Source organism: Parahaliea aestuarii (assembly GCF_008064635.1).
GTDB lineage: Bacteria > Pseudomonadota > Gammaproteobacteria > Pseudomonadales > Halieaceae > Parahaliea > Parahaliea aestuarii.
On sequence record NZ_VRYZ01000003.1, the window covers coordinates 234676 to 249889 of the forward strand.

The following is a 15214-nucleotide window of genomic DNA, read 5'->3' on the forward strand; positions in this document are numbered from 1 at the left end:
AGGGCGGTTGCACAGGATTTATCCGCGCGGGGTCGTATATATGCAACCGGGCGGCCAGCGGGTGGCGCTTGTGGCTCTTGCACATTTTTCACACAACCCTATAGTGTGCGTCTCTAATTTTTAGCGGAAACGCCCACGTACGGCGCTTTTCGCGGCAAACCAGAGCGAGTTTTCAGTATGAGCAAGTGGGAATGTATTGTCTGCGGCCTGATCTACGACGAGAAGGAGGGATGGCCCGACGATGGCATCGCACCCGGGACCAGGTGGGAGGATGTGCCCGAGGACTGGCTCTGCCCCGACTGCGGTGTCGGCAAGGAAGACTTCGAGCTGCTCGAGGAATCTGTCGTGGATGACACGCCCCATCACGAGGAGCCGGTCGCCGACGCGGTGAGACCGCCCGTTGTGATTCTCGGCACCGGCCTGGCGGGTTACAACCTTGCTCGCGAGTTTCGCAAGAATGACGATGTGACACCGTTGATCCTGATCACTTCCGACGACGGCCGCGCCTACTCCAAGCCGATGCTGTCCACTGGCTACACCAAGAACACCACCGCCAGTGACCTGGCCCAGTCCGACGCCGGCAGCATGGCCAAACAGCTCAAGGCCAGCGTATGGACCATGACTCACGTCAGTGAGATCGACACCGCCAACCAGATGATCAAGGTGGGCGACGCACAGACCGCCATCCACTACGGCAAGCTGGTACTGGCGCTGGGCGCCCAGGTGATCCAGCCCCCCATCGGTGGCGACGGCCTGGAGAAGGTGTACTCCGTCAACGACCTGCTGGACTACGACGACTTCCGCACCGCGGTGCAGAAGAACGACGTGAAGAAAGTCTGCATCATCGGCGGCGGCCTGATCGGCTGTGAATTCACCAACGACCTGCTCAATGGTGGCTTCGAAGTGGAAACGGTCGATCCGCTGGGTTACTGCCTGCCCACCCTGCTGCCGGAATCCGCCGGCAAGGCCGTACAGGCGGCGCTGGAAGCCAAGGGCGCCAAATTCCACTTTGGCCCGTTGGTGACTGAAGTGAACAAGGCCGACAAGGGAGTCGTGGTCACCTTGAACAATGGCCAGACCATTGCCGCGGATCTTGTAGTGTCCGCCGTGGGCGTGCGCCCGCGCATTGACCTGGCCCAGGCTTCCGGTATCAACACCAACCGCGGTGTGGTCACCAATCGCCTGCTGGAAACCAGCGCCCCCAATGTTTACGCACTGGGTGATTGCGCCGAAGTGGACGGGCAGGTGCTGGTGTATGTGGCGCCCCTGATGGCGGCCGCCAAAGCCCTCGGCAAGACCCTCGCCGGACAACCCACCGAGGTGGCCTACCCGGCCATGCCGGTCACCATTAAAACCCCGGCCTGTCCGGTGGTGGTGGCGCCCCCGGCTGTCGGAGTTGCCGGTGACTGGAAAATCGATGCGGATGGCAACAATGTGCGGGCGGAATTCCGCGACGCCGGTGGTGCCCTGCTCGGTTTCGCCCTCACCGGCGAAGCGACCAGGGCCAAGCTGGAGCTGCAGAAGGAACTGCCGGCTATTCTCGGCTGATGTCGCCGCCGCCCGTGCCCGGCGCTGTCGAAAGGCAGACCCGGGCGTGGCTTGCCGAGTTCGTGGTGGGGCTGAATCTCTGCCCCTTTGCCCGCCCCCTGCTCGATTCACCGGCGCTGCGGATCTCTGTCTCCACCGCAGCAGAGCGCGCCGCGTTGCAGCGCGCCTTCCTGCAGGAACTCGATAAGCTGCAATCCACGCCGGAAGCAGAAATTGCCACCACGCTGCTGGTTTTCCCCCGTGCGCTGGCGAGCTTTGACGACTACCTGGATTTTCTCGACGAAGCCCAGTTCCTGCTGGAACAGGCGGGTCTGGACGGCGTTGTGCAGCTGGCCAGCTTCCACCCCGATTACTGTTTCGAGGGAGAGGCGGAAAGTGCCGCCAGCCATTTCAGCAACCGCTCTCCCTGGCCGACGATACACCTGCTGCGCGAAGCCATGGTCACCCGGCTGGTGACCGGCCACCCGGACCCCGAGGCGATTCCCGGGGCCAATGTCGAGCACCTGAACGCGCTGGGCCGGGAGACTCTCGAAACGCGTTGGCAGGCCCTCTTCGACTAGTCTTTCCGGTTCAGCCGGGACCGTCCGGAATCTCGGGTTCCACCAGTTTGGCCAGCAGCGCCAGTGATTCCTGCCAGCCGAGGTAGCAGGCCTCCTCCGGAATCATGTCGGGTACGCCTTCCTGGGTGACCCGCAGTTGCGTGCCGCAGGAGACGGCTTCAATGACCACCGTCACATCAAGCTCGCCGGGGAGGTTGGGGTCTTCGAACTGGTCGGAATAGCGAATCCGCTTTCCCGGCACCAGTTCGTGAAATGTGCCGCCAAAGGCGTGGCTGCTCCCGGTGCTGAAATTGGTGAATGACATCCGGTAGGTACCGCCCACCCGGGCGTCCATGTGGTGAACTTTGCCGGTGAAGCCATTGGGCGGCAGCCACTTGCACATGGCGTCCGGGTCGATAAAGGCGCGGTAGACGCGGTCGGGGGTGGCCTGCAGGATGCGATGTAAGCGTATGGTATGTGGCATGGTGTGAGCTCCGTTTTGTTGCCAATGGGGTATAGCTCACATTAGTCGTATCGCCCACCCGGCAATCGACACTGCGCTGCGCCGTTTCTCCCCGGCATCCTACACACTGGCGAAGCGCTGCTTTTCCCCGGTCCAGCGACGAATGAGTTCCGCTTCGGTGTGGCGGTCCCGGGCCAGCGCCTCGCCGGCGGTGCGCGCTTCATCCAGCAGGTCTTCATGCACGCTGAGGTCGGCAATGCGGAAGCTCATGTCGCCCGTCTGGCGTGTGCCCAGCACTTCACCGGGGCCGCGCAGGGCGAGGTCCTTCTCGGCGATGTAAAAGCCGTCGTTACTCTCGCGCATGGCGGCGAGGCGCTCCCTGCCGTTCTGTGACAGGGGGCTCTGGTACAGCAGTACACAGTGGCTGGCGGCCTGGCCGCGACCGACCCGGCCACGCAGCTGGTGCAGCTGGGCGAGGCCCAGGCGTTCGGGGTTCTCGATCACCATCAGGCTGGCGTTGGGCACATCGACACCCACCTCTATCACGGTGGTGGCGACCAGCAGCTGCAGTTCGCCGGCTTTAAAAGCCGCCATCACGGCTTCCTTTTCTGCCGCCTTCAGTCTGCCGTGAATCAGGCCCACCCGCAGCTCGGGCAGGGCCTCTGCCAGCTCCTGGGCGGTGGATTCCGCCGCCTGCGCCTGCAGGACATCGCTCTCTTCCACCAGCGTGCACACCCAGTAGGCCTGGCGCCCGTCGGCGCAGGCCGCCGCCACCCGCTCCACTACTTGCTCCCGCCGCGCGGCGTCGATCAACACCGTCGTCACCGGCTGGCGGCCCGGTGGCAATTCATCAATCACCGAGCAGTCCAGGTCGGCGTAGGCGACCATGGACAGGGTGCGGGGGATGGGGGTGGCGGTCATGACGAGCTGGTGGGGCCGGCCACTGCGGCCGCTGGCCTTTTCGGTCAGGGCCAGGCGCTGGTGCACGCCGAAGCGATGCTGTTCGTCGACGATCACCAGCCCCAGGCGGTGGAACTCCACATCCGCCTGGAACAGGGCGTGGGTGCCCACCAGCAGTTGCAGGTCGCCGCTGGCCAGTGCCGCGAGGGTCTCGCGGCGCGCTTTGGCGCGCGTTTTGCCAGTCAACAGTACGGGTTCAATGCCGAGCCCGGCGAGCCATCCGCTGAAGTTCTGCCGGTGCTGCTCGGCGAGGATTTCGGTGGGCGCCATGATCGCCACCTGGTAGCCGTTGCTGATCGCCTGCAGGGCGGCACAGGCGGCCACCAGGGTTTTACCCGAACCGACATCGCCCTGTAGCAGGCGCAGCATCGGTTGCCGGCGGGCCAGATCCGCAGCGATTTCGGCAATGACCCGCCGCTGGGCTGCGGTAGGGCGAAAGGGCAGGGCCTGCAACAGTTGCCGCTGCGCCTGCTCCTGTGGTGGCAGCGCCGGTGATTGAACGCTCAGCTGTTGTTCCCGCAGGCGCAACAGGGCGAGGTGGTGCGCCACCAGTTCCTCCAGTGCCAGGCGCAGTTGCGCCGGGTGACGGCCGGCCTGCAATTGCTCCAGAGGCGCATCCGGCGGCGGGTTGTGCAGGTAGCGCAGGGCGGCAACCAGACCAAAGCCGTGAGCGTGCTGCGGCGGCAGCAAATCCTGTGGCGCCGCGCGCTGAAGCAGCGCCAGCGCCTGTTCGCACAGCTTGCGCCACTGGTTCTGGCCGATGCCGGTGGTGGTGGGGTAAATCGGGGTCAGGCGGTCTTCGTTGACGGACTCCCCCTCCTCCAGCTGGCGGTATTCAGGGTGATACATTTCCAGCCCGCTGCAGCCGCGGCGCACATTGCCATAGCAGCGCAGGCGACTGCCTGCCCGCAGGTTGTTCTTCTGCGCTGCGCTGAAGTGGAAAAAGCGCAGCGTCAGGGTGCCACTGCCGTCCTGTACCCGCGCCACCAGACTGCGGCGGCGGCCAAATACGATATCGGCGGCACGCACTTCCACTTCGATGACAGCGTCGGTATTGGCCTGGAGCGCGGCGATGGCGGTGACACGGGTGCGATCCTGGTAGCGCAGGGGCAGGTGGAACAGCAGATCCTCAACCCGGTGTACGCCGTAGTCCGACAGTTTGCCGGCGAGCTTCGGTCCCACGCCGCGCAGGCTCTGGAGGGGTTGGGTAAGAACATCGATTACCACCGCAGGCACCCGCCGGCACATGACGTAGTGGGGTGGTAGATTGTGGCTGCCTTGCGGGAGCGGGTTGTGGAGGTCATTATGCCGGGCTGTTGTGTCCGTGAGGATGGAGTGTACCCAGAGTGAGCCCCGACAGTGAACGCTCAATTACAGGCAAATCCCTGGTGGTACTCGGCTGCGGTGACCTCGGGCTGCGGCTGGCTGCGGCCCTGCCGCAGTGGCAGGTTACCGGCCTGTGCCGCAGTCCGCAGCGGCTGCCAGACGCGCTGCGCGGGCCGGCTGTGGATTACACCCGCCCCGGCAGCCTGGATTTTCTGGCCGGGCTGGCTCCCGACTACATCGTCACCACCCTGAAACCGGTTGGCAAAGGAGAGCCCGGCTACATTGCCGGATTTACCGAAGCCACGCGAAATCTGTTGCGCGGGCTCGGCAACCACCGCCCCCGGGCGCTGCTCATGGTGAGCAGCACCCGTGTCTATGCCGAGCAGCACGGCGGCTGGGTGGACGAGCACTCGCCGCTTACCACCCAAGATCCGTGCGCACAGGCGATCATCCAGGCAGAACAGCTGTTGCTGGGCGCTGGCTGCAACGCCGCGACAGTGCGCTGCGCCGGTATCTACGGCGACCCGCAGGGGCGCCTGTTGACGCGCATTGCCAGTGGTGAACTCTGTGCGCCGCAACCGACGCGTTACAGCAACCGTATTCACCGCGACGATGTGGCGGGCTTTCTCGCCCATTTGCTATTGCAGGCCGCAGGGAATAAACAACTGGCGCCTGTCTACCTCGCCTGTGACGATCAACCGGCGCCGCAGGCCGAGGTCGAGCAGTGGCTGGCGGGGCAGCTTGGGGTACCGCGGGAAAGCGCGCAGTTGGTGAAAGCACCGCCTCAGGCCCACAAGCGCTGCCGCAACCGCGCCCTGCGCGATAGCGGCTTTCAGCTTCGGTATCCGGGCTATCGCAGCGGTTACGCTGCTGTGCTGGCGCAGCGCGCCAGCGGCGAGGGTGGCGATTGAGCGGGGCGCTTCCGCCTCAGACCGCGAGGATGGCTTCCACTTCGATGGCGACACCCTTGGGCAGGCCGGCCACCTCGACGCAGGCGCGGGCCGGGTAGGGTTCCTGCAGATATTCGGCCATCACGGCATTGACCGCGGCAAAGTCGTTCATGTCGGTGAGGGAGATGTTCAGCTTCACCGCGTGGTTGAGGCTGCCACCGGCGGCTTCGGCGACGGCGGCCAGGTTCCTGAACACCTGGTGGGCCTGGGCCTCAACGCCCCCTTCGACGACTTCCATGGTCTCCGGCACCAGCGCGATTTGCCCGGACAGCCACACAGTGTTCCCGACTTTGACGGCCTGGGAGTAGGGACCGATGGCCGCCGGTGCATGGGGGGTGGAAATAATGGCGCGATTGGTCACGGTAAGGGCTCCTGCGCTGGGGGTTAATTCTTGATGCGGGTAACGCGACGGACTGAGCTGTGGTTGCGCAGTCGCCGCATGATGTCGGCCAGGTGTACCCGGTTGCCGACCAGCACTTCCAGGTCGACAAAGGTGAACTGGTAGTCCTTGTCTTCGGTGGCGATGCGCTCGATGTTCACGCCCATGCTGTTGATGCGGGTGGCCAGCACGGCGATCATGCCGCGGCGGTTTTCAACCTCGATGCGCAGGTGGGAAAGGTACTCTCCCTCCACCTCGTCGGCCCAGCGCAAGGCCACCAGGCGCTCGCGATTCTCGCGCATTTCGGCCAGGTTCTTGCAGCTTTCCCGATGTACCACCACGCCTTTCTCGGAGCTCAGGTAACCTTCGATCGGGTCGCCGGGAATGGGGTGGCAGCACTTGGCGTAGCTCACCATGAAACCCTCGGTACCGCGGATGGCGAGGGACTGTCCGTCGTGGTCGGCGCGCGCCAGGTCGGGGGAGGCGTGCGCAGTGTCGGATTCACCGAGCAACTGCTGGGCGGTGATCGGTGGCAGGCGGTTGCCGCGGGCGATGTCGTCCAGCAGGTCGTTCAGTTCGTCGTAACCGTGGCGCGCGAGATAGTCATTGACGCGTTCCTCGCCGAGCTGCTCGAGACCGGAGCCAGAGCCGGTGAGCGCCTTTTCCAGCAGGCGCCGGCCCAGGGCGACGGAGTCGTCACGGGTCTGGTGCTTGAGGAAGTGACGGATATTGGTGCGCGCCTTGGCGGTCACTGCGTAGTTAAACCAGCTGGGGTTGGGGCGGGCGCCCGGGGCGGTGAGAATCTCCACCGTCTGGCCACTCTGCAGGGGCTCGGACAGCGGCGCCAGGCGGCGGTTGATGCGGCAGGCCACACAGCTGTTGCCGACATCGGTGTGTACGGCGTAGGCGAAATCCACGGCGGTGGCGCCCCGGGGCAATTCGAGAATGCCTCCTTTGGGGGTGAACACGTAGATCTCGTCCGGGAACAGGTCGATCTTGACGCTCTCGATAAACTCCAGCGAGTTGCCCGCCCGCTGCTGCATTTCCAGCAGGCCCTGCACCCACTCCCGGGCGCGGGCGTGGCTGGCGTTGGCGCTCTGGCCCTCGCTCTTGTACAGCCAGTGGGCGGCGATGCCGTTGTTGGCCATCTCTTCCATTTCCAGGGTGCGGATCTGGATCTCGATCGGCACCCCGTGCATCCCCATCAGCACGGTGTGCAGGCTCTGGTAGCCGTTGGCCTTGGGAATGGCGATGTAATCCTTGAACTCCCCCGGCACCGGCTTGTACAGGCTGTGCACACAGCCCAGTACCCGGTAGCAGGTGTCTACCGAGTCGACGATGATGCGGAAGGCGTAGATATCCATGATTTCCGAGAAGGACTTCTTCTTCGACTTCATCTTCTTGTAGATGGAGTAGAGGTGCTTCTCACGGCCGATCACCTCGCAGTCGTGGCCCTCCTGCTCCAGCGCCGCCTCGACCTGGTGGCGAATCTTCTCCACCAGTTCCTTGCGGTGCCCGCGGGAGGCGCGGCGGGCCGCTTCGATACGACTGGCGCGCATCGGGTGGAGGGCGCGAAAGCCGAGGTCTTCGAATTCCATGCGCACGGTGTTCATGCCCAGGCGCATGGCGATGGGGGCGTAGATTTCCAGGGTTTCGCGGGCGATGCGGCGGGCCTTGTCGCGGCGCAACACGCCGAGGGTGCGCATGTTGTGCAGGCGGTCGGCCAGTTTTACCAGGATCACGCGGATGTCCCGGGCCATGGCCAGGGCCATTTTCTGGAAGTTCTCCGCTTGTTTCTCTGCCAGCGAGTCGAACTCCATCTGGGTCAGCTTGCTGACCCCGTCCACCAGTTCGGCCACGGTGGAACCGAACTGGCTGCCGATGGCGGATTTGTCGATACCGGTGTCTTCAATGACGTCGTGCAGCATGGCGGCCATCAGGCTTTGATGGTCCATGTGCATGTCAGCGAGAATCCCGGCCACGGCCAGGGGGTGGGTCACATAGGGTTCGCCGCTGCGGCGCAGCTGCCCGTGATGGGCCTGCTCGGCGAAGTAATAGGCGCGGCGTACCTGCTGGGTCTGTTCCGGGTTCAGGTAGCTGCGGAGCGTGGAGTCGAGGGCATCAATGGTTTGCATAGTGAAATACGCGTTGGCTACCAGAGACGCCCCCCATAATTACAGCGACTCGCTGGCCTCCATGACCTCGGCCAGTTCGTCTTCCGCATCCATCTCGTCTTCACGCAGCAGGATGTCGGGGCTAACCAGGCCTTCAGCAATTTCGCGCAGGGCGATAACGGTGGGCTTGTCGGATTCTTCCTCGACCAGGGGGTCTTTGCCGCCGGTAGCGATCTGACGGGCGCGTTTGCTGGCAACCATCACCAGTTCAAAGCGGTTAGCTACGTTTTCCAGGCAATCTTCAACAGTTACACGTGCCATGCGTTCGGGTTTCCATGCAGTTCTGTGCCGCCCGCAGCCGATGCCGCAGGTCGACGGGTTGTAAACCGGGTTCATTGTGCGCAGCCTGGGCTGGCAGACTCGCGGGCCGGGCCGTTGTGACCACTCCGGAGGACCGGCAATTATAACGCGGTCACCGGGGTGTCCGTCCAGCCCGCAACGCCGTGAATAATGCCGCGGCTCAGTTGAGGAGATTGTCCAGCATGGCCGTCAGGTGCACGGCCTGGCGCGGGGTGCGCAGACGCTGGCTGGTGACAATGGCGCCCAGTTCGGCGAGGGCGGTGTCGAAATCCTGATTGACCACCAGGAAGTCCGACTCGATATAGTGGGACATTTCCTGCACGGCTTCGGCCATGCGCGATTCGATGATGCTGCGCTCGTCCTGGCCGCGGTTCGTCAGGCGCTGCTCCAGGGTTTCCCGGGACGGTGGCAGGATGAAGATGGCGCGGGTTTGCGGCAGCAGATGTTTGACCTGTTCCGCGCCCTGCCAGTCGATCTCCAGGATAACGTCGATGCCGGCGGCCAGTTGCTGCTCCACCCAGTGCTGGGAGGTGCCGTAGAAGTTGCCGAACACCCGGGCGTGCTCCAGAAAGGCCGCCTGCCCCAGCATGGCGCTGAATTCGGCTTCACTGACGAAGTGGTAGTTGACGCCGTCGGTCTCCCCGGGGCGAATCGGGCGGGTGGTGTGGGATACCGATACCTGGAGGTTCTCGCAGCGTTCCACCAGGGCTTTTACCAGACTGGTTTTGCCGGCTCCGCTGGGGGCGGAAACGGTATAGAGAGTGCCTGCTGCGGTCATGGGGCCGGTGTGTCCTGCTGGTTTGGAGGTGACAAGGGGGGCAATTGTACCCTTAATGTTGCCGTCCGGGGCAGCGCCGGGCCGTTGTGTGCGCTACTCGATATTCTGGATCTGCTCCCGCATCTGTTCGATCAGCACCTTGAGTTCCACGGCGCTGGCGGTGGTGCTGCTGGCGGTCGACTTGGAGGACAGGGTGTTGGCCTCGCGATTGAACTCCTGCATCAGGAAGTCCAGCCGGCGACCACAGGGCCCGCCCTTCTTCAGGGTGCGTCTGACCTCCTGTATGTGGGTGTCGAGGCGGTCGAGTTCCTCGTCCACGTCGGCCTTCTGGGCCATGTAAACCAGTTCCTGTTCCAGGCGTGCCGGGTCGGCTTCCAGGTCCAGGTCCTCGATGCGGGCGATCACCCGGTCCCGCTGCTGCTTGAGCAGTGCGGGCAGTCGCTCGCGGGTGCTGGCGACCTCTGCTTCCACCTGGTCCAGGCGTTCAAGGATCAGGGCGGCCAGCTTTTCGCCCTCGCGGGCGCGGTTTTCCTTCAGTGTGTCGAGGGCTTTGGCGAACAGTTTGGCGGCGGCGCTCTGCAGGACTTCCTCGCTGTCGGCGCGGCTGGCGCAAACACCGGGGAATTGCAGCACCTGTAGCGGATCGAGCGGCTGCGTGCTGGCAGAGTGCCGGGCCACCAGGTTGGCGGCTTTAAGCACTTCGCCGAGCCGGGCTTCGTCGATCACCAGCGGCCCTGCGGCGGTATCGCCCTGTTGTTGCAGGCGCAGCAGACAGTCAAGCTTGCCCCGCGAGAGGCTTTTGGACGCCTGCTCGCGGAAGCGCCCTTCCAGTTCTCGCAGGGAGTCCGGAATCTTGAAATGGCAGTCGAGATAGCGGTGGTTGACGCTGCGCAGCTCGAGGGTCAAGTTGCCCTGCTCGGTGGCCAGGCTCTCCCTGGCGAAGGCGGTCATGCTGTGGATCATGGCGAGGCAATTCACTGGTCGACGCGGCTCCCGAGTGTAGCAGCTTGCCCGCCGGGCTCACAGCGGAGGGCCCGTCCTGCATCGCACCGGCCACTGCCGTATACTGGCGCGCCAGCAGACAGGAGATTTTCATGCAACGTCCCAGCGGCCGTGCGCCAAACCAACTGCGCGACATCACCATTACCCGCCATTTCACCTGCCATGCAGAGGGTTCGGTGCTGGTCAGTTTCGGCAACACCCGTGTGATCTGTACCGCATCGGTAAATGAGGGCGTACCGCGTTTCCTGCGCGGCAGCGGCAGTGGCTGGGTCACTGCGGAATACGGCATGCTGCCCCGCTCTACCGGCAGCCGTATGGATCGCGAGGCCGCGCGCGGCAAGCAGGGCGGGCGCACGGTGGAGATCCAGCGCCTGATTGGGCGCTCGCTGCGGGCGGCGGTGGATCTGAAAAGGCTGGGGGAGCACACCATTACCATCGATTGCGATGTAATCCAGGCGGATGGCGGCACGCGCACCGCATCCATCACTGGCGCCTGCGTGGCCCTGGTGGATGCCCTCAATTATCTACAGCGCAAAAAACTGATTGTCACTGACCCGCTCAAGCAAATGATTGCCTCGGTGTCGGTGGGGGTATACAGGGGAGTGCCGGTGCTGGACCTGGATTACCCGGAAGACGCTGCTGCCGATACCGATATGAATGTGATCATGGGCGAGGATGGAGGATTCATCGAGGTTCAGGGCACTGCCGAGGGCGCGCCATTCGCCCGCGATGAACTCAATGTCATGCTGGACTTGGCAGCCGGTGGGGTCTCGGAACTGGTTGCCGCCCAGAGAGCGGCACTGGCGGAGGGCTAAATCAGCTGCCGCTGGGCTCGATGTCGTAGTCCATGATGACCGGCGCGTGGTTGGAAAACTCCCGCGCCTTGTACAGGGCGCCGTAGTCGACACTGTACTTCAGCCCCTTGGAGACAATCTGGAAATCGGTGCGCATGCCGTTGCTGTCGCGATCGCCTTCCGGCCACCAGCTGAACTCGTCGCGGTCGGAGTTGATTTCGCGGAAGGCGTCCACGTAACCCGCTTCGATCAGTTCGTCCATCCACTGGCGCTCCTCGGCGAGAAAGCCGGGGATACTGGAATTGCGCTCGGTATCCTGCACGTCAGCGGCGGTGTGGGCGATGTGCCAGTTGCCGCAGATAATGAATTCGCGCCGCTTGTTGCGGATTTTCAGCAGGTGGTTCTGCAGCAGGCTGAAGAACTCGGATTTGCGCGCCAGCTGATCGGCGTTGCCCGGTTCGGCCCGGGGGGCCAGCAGGCAGCCGACGCTCAGGTTTTCGAAGTCCGCCTGGATGTAGCGGCCCTCCATGTCGAAATCGGAGAAGCCGAGTCCGGTCATGATGGCCTTGGGCAGCTGCCGGGTGTAGATGGCCACACCGTTGGCCTTGCCGCCGACGTCGTCAAAAAAGTAGGCGTTGTACTCAGGGGGGAAATACAGATTGTCCTGCAGGTCGTATTCGCTGCATTGCAAATCCTGAATGCAAACAAACTCCGCATCCTGCTCTTTCAGCCAGTCGTAAAACCCCCGATCGGCAGCGTTCTTGATGCCGTCGGCGCTGAAACTGATAATCCTCATTCATGGCCCCTTGTTTATAGAGGGTGTATGATACCTGAGCCTGTCAATTCAGAATACTCTGCGGGCGCATTCATATCCTCACACGGGCCCGGAGACGGCCGCGAGTGGCAGGAAAGACACTGTTAGCCCGCTTTCTGCCGGGCTCATTGTTATTTGAATTCAGAATCTCTTATACACAAAACCAGCCCGGCTGGGAACAGTCCGGCTCACACAGGAAGCGCCTTCCATGCACCCATACCAGATCGAGTTTATAGAGTTGGCCCGCCAGTACGAAGTACTGAAGTTCGGCGAATTCACACTCAAATCTGGACGGGTCAGCCCTTACTTTTTCAATGCCGGGGCTTTCGACAGTGGCCGCGCACTGGCGGCGCTGGGTCGTTGCTACGCCCAGCGCATCGTCGATTCGGGTCTCGAGTTCGATGTCTTGCTGGGGCCGGCCTACAAGGGTATTCCGCTGGCGGCGGCCACCGCCGTGGCGCTGGCCGATCAGCACGGTCGCGACGTGCCTTTTGCCTACAATCGCAAGGAAGCCAAAACACACGGTGAAGGCGGGGTGTTGGTCGGCGCGCCACTCAAGGGGCGCGTGCTGGTCATCGACGATGTGATTACCGCCGGTACCGCCGTGCGGGAAGTCATTGAGATGATCGAGTCCGCCGGCGCTTCCCTCGCCGGCGTCGCCATTGGCCTCAATCGCCAGGAGCGCGGCGCCGGGGAACTGTCGGCAATCCAGGAAATCGAGCAGGCCCATGCCGTGCCGGTGCTGAGCATTATCGATATGGCGCACATCATCGAGTATCTGGAAAACCAGGGTGGAGATTCGGCCGGGGCCCTGGCTGCCATGCGCGATTACCGGGAGCACTACGGCGTCGCCTGAACAACGGGCTTGAGCGCAACCCTGGGGAAATCTATAGTGCAGGGATGAAGACAATCCCCCGCACACTCCTGTTGTTCGCCGCCCTGGCGCTGCCGGTCAGTGCCGGAGAGCGGCTCTACCGCTACACCAATGCCGAGGGTAATGTCGTGATCGACGACAAAGTGCCCAGCGAGTTCGTCAGCAAGGGCTACGAAGTGCTCAGCAGCAAGGGCAAGGTGCTCGAGGTCATCCCTCCCCGGCGCACCGACGAAGAAGCCCGCGAGGTGGCGGAAGCGGAGGCGGCGGCCCGGGAAGCGAAAGAATACGACCGCAACCTGCTGTTGCGCTACAGCTCGGTGGAGGACATCGAGGCCGCCCGGGATCGCGCGCTCGATGAACTGAAAATCCGTATCCGCATTCTCGAAAGCAACCGCATCACGCTCAACCAGAGCCTGGCCAGTTACCAGTCCGAGGCGGCGGACGCGGAACGCCGCGGAGTGGAAGCCGACGACAAACTGCTGGAAGAAATCGACAACCTGCAGGAGGAGCTTGCCGGCAATGAGCAGCGCATTGGCCAGCGGCGAGTTGAGCTCGACGCAGTTGCCGCCAGCTATGAGCGGGATATTGCGCGCTTCGAGGAAATTCTGGATCTGGTGAAGTTGCGCCAGCAGCGCGAGCGCGGCGAGTTGTGATCAGCTCTGGCTGGCAAAGCTGCCAGCCGGTTGTGTTGCTGCACGAGTGATCGCTTCGCGGAAAAAACCGGCCATCAACAAATCCCACTGCTCGCTCCAGCCGTCTGTAGGAGAGCGGCTGAAGCCGCTGCGCACGAACTGGGAGATGCGCCCCTCGGCCGCGGCCATCAGCAGGTTGGCCGCCTGGTTGAGGGGGATGGTGGGGCGCAGGCCCTCGCGCAATTCCGCCTCGCGTATCACCTGCCGCAGCTGGGTTTCGTAGCGATCGTATAGCTGGGCCACGCGCACATGCAGGCGCTCGGTTTCCCCCGCCAGCGCGTCGCCGGTGAGTATGCGGGTGATGCCGGGGTTGCGCTCGGTGAAGGCCAGCAGCAGGCTGAGCATCTTTTCGCAACGACGGGCGGCGCTCGGCTCTTCCGCAAGAATCAGGTTGATGCGGGAGAACAGGGTGTCCTCGATAAACTCGATCAACCCTTCAAACATCTTCGACTTACTGGGGAAGTGGCGGTATAGCGCTGCCTCGGATACCCCCACCTGGCGCGCCAACCCGGCTGTGGTAATCCGGTTGCCCGGGTTGGCCTCGAGCATTTGCGCCAGGGCTTCGAGAATCTGCTGCCGACGTTGTGATTTTCTAGGGGACATTGCGCTCACAGAAGGGCCGCCACCCAGTTATGCTAGCGACAAGCTCAGGCCCCTGCAATAAAAGCCGGACCTGCCAGTGCTTTTATTTGGTCTATGGTGGCCTCGATCAGTTGCGGCGGTTGGAAATCAGGGTGCCGATGCCGACGTCGGTGAAAATCTCCAGCAGGACTGCATGGGGAACGCGACCGTCGATAATGTGGGCGCTGGATACCCCTGCCTTGACCGCGTCCAGGGCGCAGGCGACCTTGGGCAACATGCCGCCACTGATGGTGCCATCGGCAATCAGCTCATCGACCCGTTCGGTAGTGAGGCCGGTGAGAATGCGCCCCTCGCCGTCCAGCACCCCGGCGACGTTAGTCAGCAGCATCAGCTTTTCCGCCTGCATCACCTGGGCGATTTTGCCTGCCACGAGATCGGCGTTGATGTTGTAGGTGTTGCCCTCGGCATCGACCCCGATAGGGGCGATCACGGGGATGAAATCGCTGCCGAGGATCACGTTCAGTACACCGACATCGATTTTGTCGACTTCCCCGACATGGCCGATATCGATGATTTCCGAGGCGCCCAGCTCTGGGCTGTAGCGATTGACCTTGAGCTTGCGGGCGCGGATCAGGCCGCCGTCTTTGCCGGTGACGCCGATGGCCTTGCCGCCACTGCGGCTGATGGAAGATACAATCTCCTTGTTCACGCTGCCGCCCAGTACCATTTCCACTACGTCCATGGTCTGGGCATCGGTCACCCGCATGCCGTTGACGAACTCGGTGTGAATATTGAGCTTCTCCAGCAGGGCGCCGATCTGGGGGCCGCCGCCGTGCACCACCACGGGATTCATGCCCACCAGTTTCATCAGCACGACATCGCGGGCGAAACTCTCGTGCAACTGGGGGTCGACCATGGCGTTCCCGCCAAACTTGACTACCACCGTGCGGCCGTTGAAATTCTGGATATAGGGCAGGGCCTCGGTCAGTACCCGGGCAATCTGTAGGGCGGACTCGCGGTTCAGTGACATAGTACTTCC

Annotated in this window: 16 protein-coding genes; 6 read left to right on the top strand and 10 right to left on the bottom strand. The window is 63.4% G+C overall.

The window, feature by feature from the left end:
- Positions 1–177: 177 nt before the first annotated feature.
- Positions 178–1548 carry an FAD-dependent oxidoreductase gene (locus FVW59_RS08280; RefSeq protein WP_148063782.1) on the top strand — a complete coding sequence of 457 codons (1371 nt, stop codon included), beginning with the start codon at positions 178–180 and terminating at the stop codon, positions 1546–1548.
- Entirely contained in the window at positions 1548–2108 is a 561-nt protein-coding gene (locus tag FVW59_RS08285; protein WP_148063783.1) for a DUF1415 domain-containing protein, read from the top strand. Before FVW59_RS08280 ends, FVW59_RS08285 begins: the two co-directional genes overlap by 1 nt.
- Before the next feature lie 10 nt (positions 2109–2118).
- Here the strand turns inward: FVW59_RS08285 and FVW59_RS08290 are convergent, their stop codons facing one another.
- Together FVW59_RS08290 and recG are read right to left on the bottom strand one after the other, a co-directional pair.
- Positions 2119–2571: an SRPBCC family protein gene (locus FVW59_RS08290; protein ID WP_148063784.1), complete on the bottom strand. Its 453-nt coding sequence runs from the start codon at positions 2569–2571 to the stop codon at positions 2119–2121.
- Between the two features lie 99 nt (positions 2572–2670).
- Positions 2671–4758, bottom strand: coding sequence for an ATP-dependent DNA helicase RecG (gene recG / locus FVW59_RS08295; protein WP_148063785.1), 2088 nt, complete (start codon positions 4756–4758; stop codon positions 2671–2673).
- Positions 4759–4856: 98 nt separating this feature from the next.
- Between recG and FVW59_RS08300 the strand changes: the two genes are divergently transcribed.
- The gene (locus tag FVW59_RS08300) at positions 4857–5747 is read left to right on the top strand and encodes an NAD(P)H-binding protein (RefSeq protein ID WP_148063786.1); all 891 of its coding nucleotides are present in this window, start codon (positions 4857–4859) and stop codon (positions 5745–5747) included.
- 16 nt (positions 5748–5763) lie between these two features.
- Here FVW59_RS08300 and FVW59_RS08305 read toward each other — a convergent pair whose 3' ends face one another.
- The 5 genes from FVW59_RS08305 to FVW59_RS08325 form a co-directional block, all read right to left on the bottom strand.
- Positions 5764–6147, bottom strand: a complete 384-nt coding sequence (locus tag FVW59_RS08305) for a RidA family protein (protein WP_148063787.1) — start codon at positions 6145–6147, stop codon at positions 5764–5766.
- 23 nt (positions 6148–6170) lie between these two features.
- Positions 6171–8300, bottom strand: a complete 2130-nt coding sequence (spoT, locus tag FVW59_RS08310; RefSeq protein WP_148063788.1) for a bifunctional GTP diphosphokinase/guanosine-3',5'-bis pyrophosphate 3'-pyrophosphohydrolase — start codon at positions 8298–8300, stop codon at positions 6171–6173.
- 39 nt (positions 8301–8339) lie between these two features.
- The gene (gene rpoZ, locus FVW59_RS08315; RefSeq protein WP_148063789.1) at positions 8340–8600 is read right to left on the bottom strand and encodes a DNA-directed RNA polymerase subunit omega; all 261 of its coding nucleotides are present in this window, start codon (positions 8598–8600) and stop codon (positions 8340–8342) included.
- Between the two features lie 199 nt (positions 8601–8799).
- Positions 8800–9417: a guanylate kinase gene (gmk, locus tag FVW59_RS08320; RefSeq protein WP_148063790.1), complete on the bottom strand. Its 618-nt coding sequence runs from the start codon at positions 9415–9417 to the stop codon at positions 8800–8802.
- Positions 9418–9510: 93 nt separating this feature from the next.
- The gene (locus FVW59_RS08325) at positions 9511–10395 is read right to left on the bottom strand and encodes a YicC/YloC family endoribonuclease (protein ID WP_246139678.1); all 885 of its coding nucleotides are present in this window, start codon (positions 10393–10395) and stop codon (positions 9511–9513) included.
- A 116-nt stretch (positions 10396–10511) separates the two neighbouring features.
- Here FVW59_RS08325 and rph point away from each other — a divergent pair, with 116 nt between their 5' ends.
- On the top strand, positions 10512–11234 hold the full coding sequence (gene rph, locus FVW59_RS08330; RefSeq protein ID WP_148063791.1) for a ribonuclease PH: 723 nt from the start codon (positions 10512–10514) through the stop codon (positions 11232–11234).
- A gap of 1 nt (position 11235) precedes the next feature.
- Here the strand turns inward: rph and FVW59_RS08335 are convergent, their stop codons facing one another.
- On the bottom strand, positions 11236–12009 hold the full coding sequence (locus FVW59_RS08335) for an exodeoxyribonuclease III (RefSeq protein ID WP_148063792.1): 774 nt from the start codon (positions 12007–12009) through the stop codon (positions 11236–11238).
- 226 nt (positions 12010–12235) lie between these two features.
- On the opposite strand from FVW59_RS08335, the gene pyrE reads away from it, so the two are divergent.
- The gene (gene pyrE / locus FVW59_RS08340; protein ID WP_148063793.1) at positions 12236–12883 is read left to right on the top strand and encodes an orotate phosphoribosyltransferase; all 648 of its coding nucleotides are present in this window, start codon (positions 12236–12238) and stop codon (positions 12881–12883) included.
- A 44-nt stretch (positions 12884–12927) separates the two neighbouring features.
- A complete protein-coding gene (locus tag FVW59_RS08345; RefSeq protein ID WP_148063794.1) occupies positions 12928–13554 on the top strand; it encodes a hypothetical protein in 627 nt (208 codons plus the stop codon).
- On the opposite strand, the gene slmA is transcribed toward FVW59_RS08345, so the two are convergent.
- Positions 13555–14196, bottom strand: a complete 642-nt coding sequence (gene slmA / locus FVW59_RS08350; RefSeq protein WP_148063795.1) for a nucleoid occlusion factor SlmA — start codon at positions 14194–14196, stop codon at positions 13555–13557. It abuts the gene before it with no gap.
- Positions 14197–14302: 106 nt separating this feature from the next.
- On the bottom strand, positions 14303–15205 hold the full coding sequence (gene argB, locus FVW59_RS08355; protein ID WP_148063796.1) for an acetylglutamate kinase: 903 nt from the start codon (positions 15203–15205) through the stop codon (positions 14303–14305).
- Positions 15206–15214 lie beyond the last annotated feature (9 nt).

Coding starts and splice junctions, on each gene's coding strand:
- FVW59_RS08280 (WP_148063782.1), top strand. CDS start 178: ATGAGCAAGTGGGAATGTATTGTCTGCGGCCTGATCTACGACGAGAAG.
- FVW59_RS08285 (WP_148063783.1), top strand. CDS start 1,548: ATGTCGCCGCCGCCCGTGCCCGGCGCTGTCGAAAGGCAGACCCGGGCG.
- FVW59_RS08290 (WP_148063784.1), bottom strand. CDS start 2,571: ATGCCACATACCATACGCTTACATCGCATCCTGCAGGCCACCCCCGAC.
- recG (WP_148063785.1), bottom strand. CDS start 4,758: ATGTGCCGGCGGGTGCCTGCGGTGGTAATCGATGTTCTTACCCAACCC.
- spoT (WP_148063788.1), bottom strand. CDS start 8,300: ATGCAAACCATTGATGCCCTCGACTCCACGCTCCGCAGCTACCTGAAC.
- rpoZ (WP_148063789.1), bottom strand. CDS start 8,600: ATGGCACGTGTAACTGTTGAAGATTGCCTGGAAAACGTAGCTAACCGC.
- gmk (WP_148063790.1), bottom strand. CDS start 9,417: ATGACCGCAGCAGGCACTCTCTATACCGTTTCCGCCCCCAGCGGAGCC.
- rph (WP_148063791.1), top strand. CDS start 10,512: ATGCAACGTCCCAGCGGCCGTGCGCCAAACCAACTGCGCGACATCACC.
- FVW59_RS08335 (WP_148063792.1), bottom strand. CDS start 12,009: ATGAGGATTATCAGTTTCAGCGCCGACGGCATCAAGAACGCTGCCGAT.
- pyrE (WP_148063793.1), top strand. CDS start 12,236: ATGCACCCATACCAGATCGAGTTTATAGAGTTGGCCCGCCAGTACGAA.
- FVW59_RS08345 (WP_148063794.1), top strand. CDS start 12,928: ATGAAGACAATCCCCCGCACACTCCTGTTGTTCGCCGCCCTGGCGCTG.
- slmA (WP_148063795.1), bottom strand. CDS start 14,196: ATGTCCCCTAGAAAATCACAACGTCGGCAGCAGATTCTCGAAGCCCTG.
- argB (WP_148063796.1), bottom strand. CDS start 15,205: ATGTCACTGAACCGCGAGTCCGCCCTACAGATTGCCCGGGTACTGACC.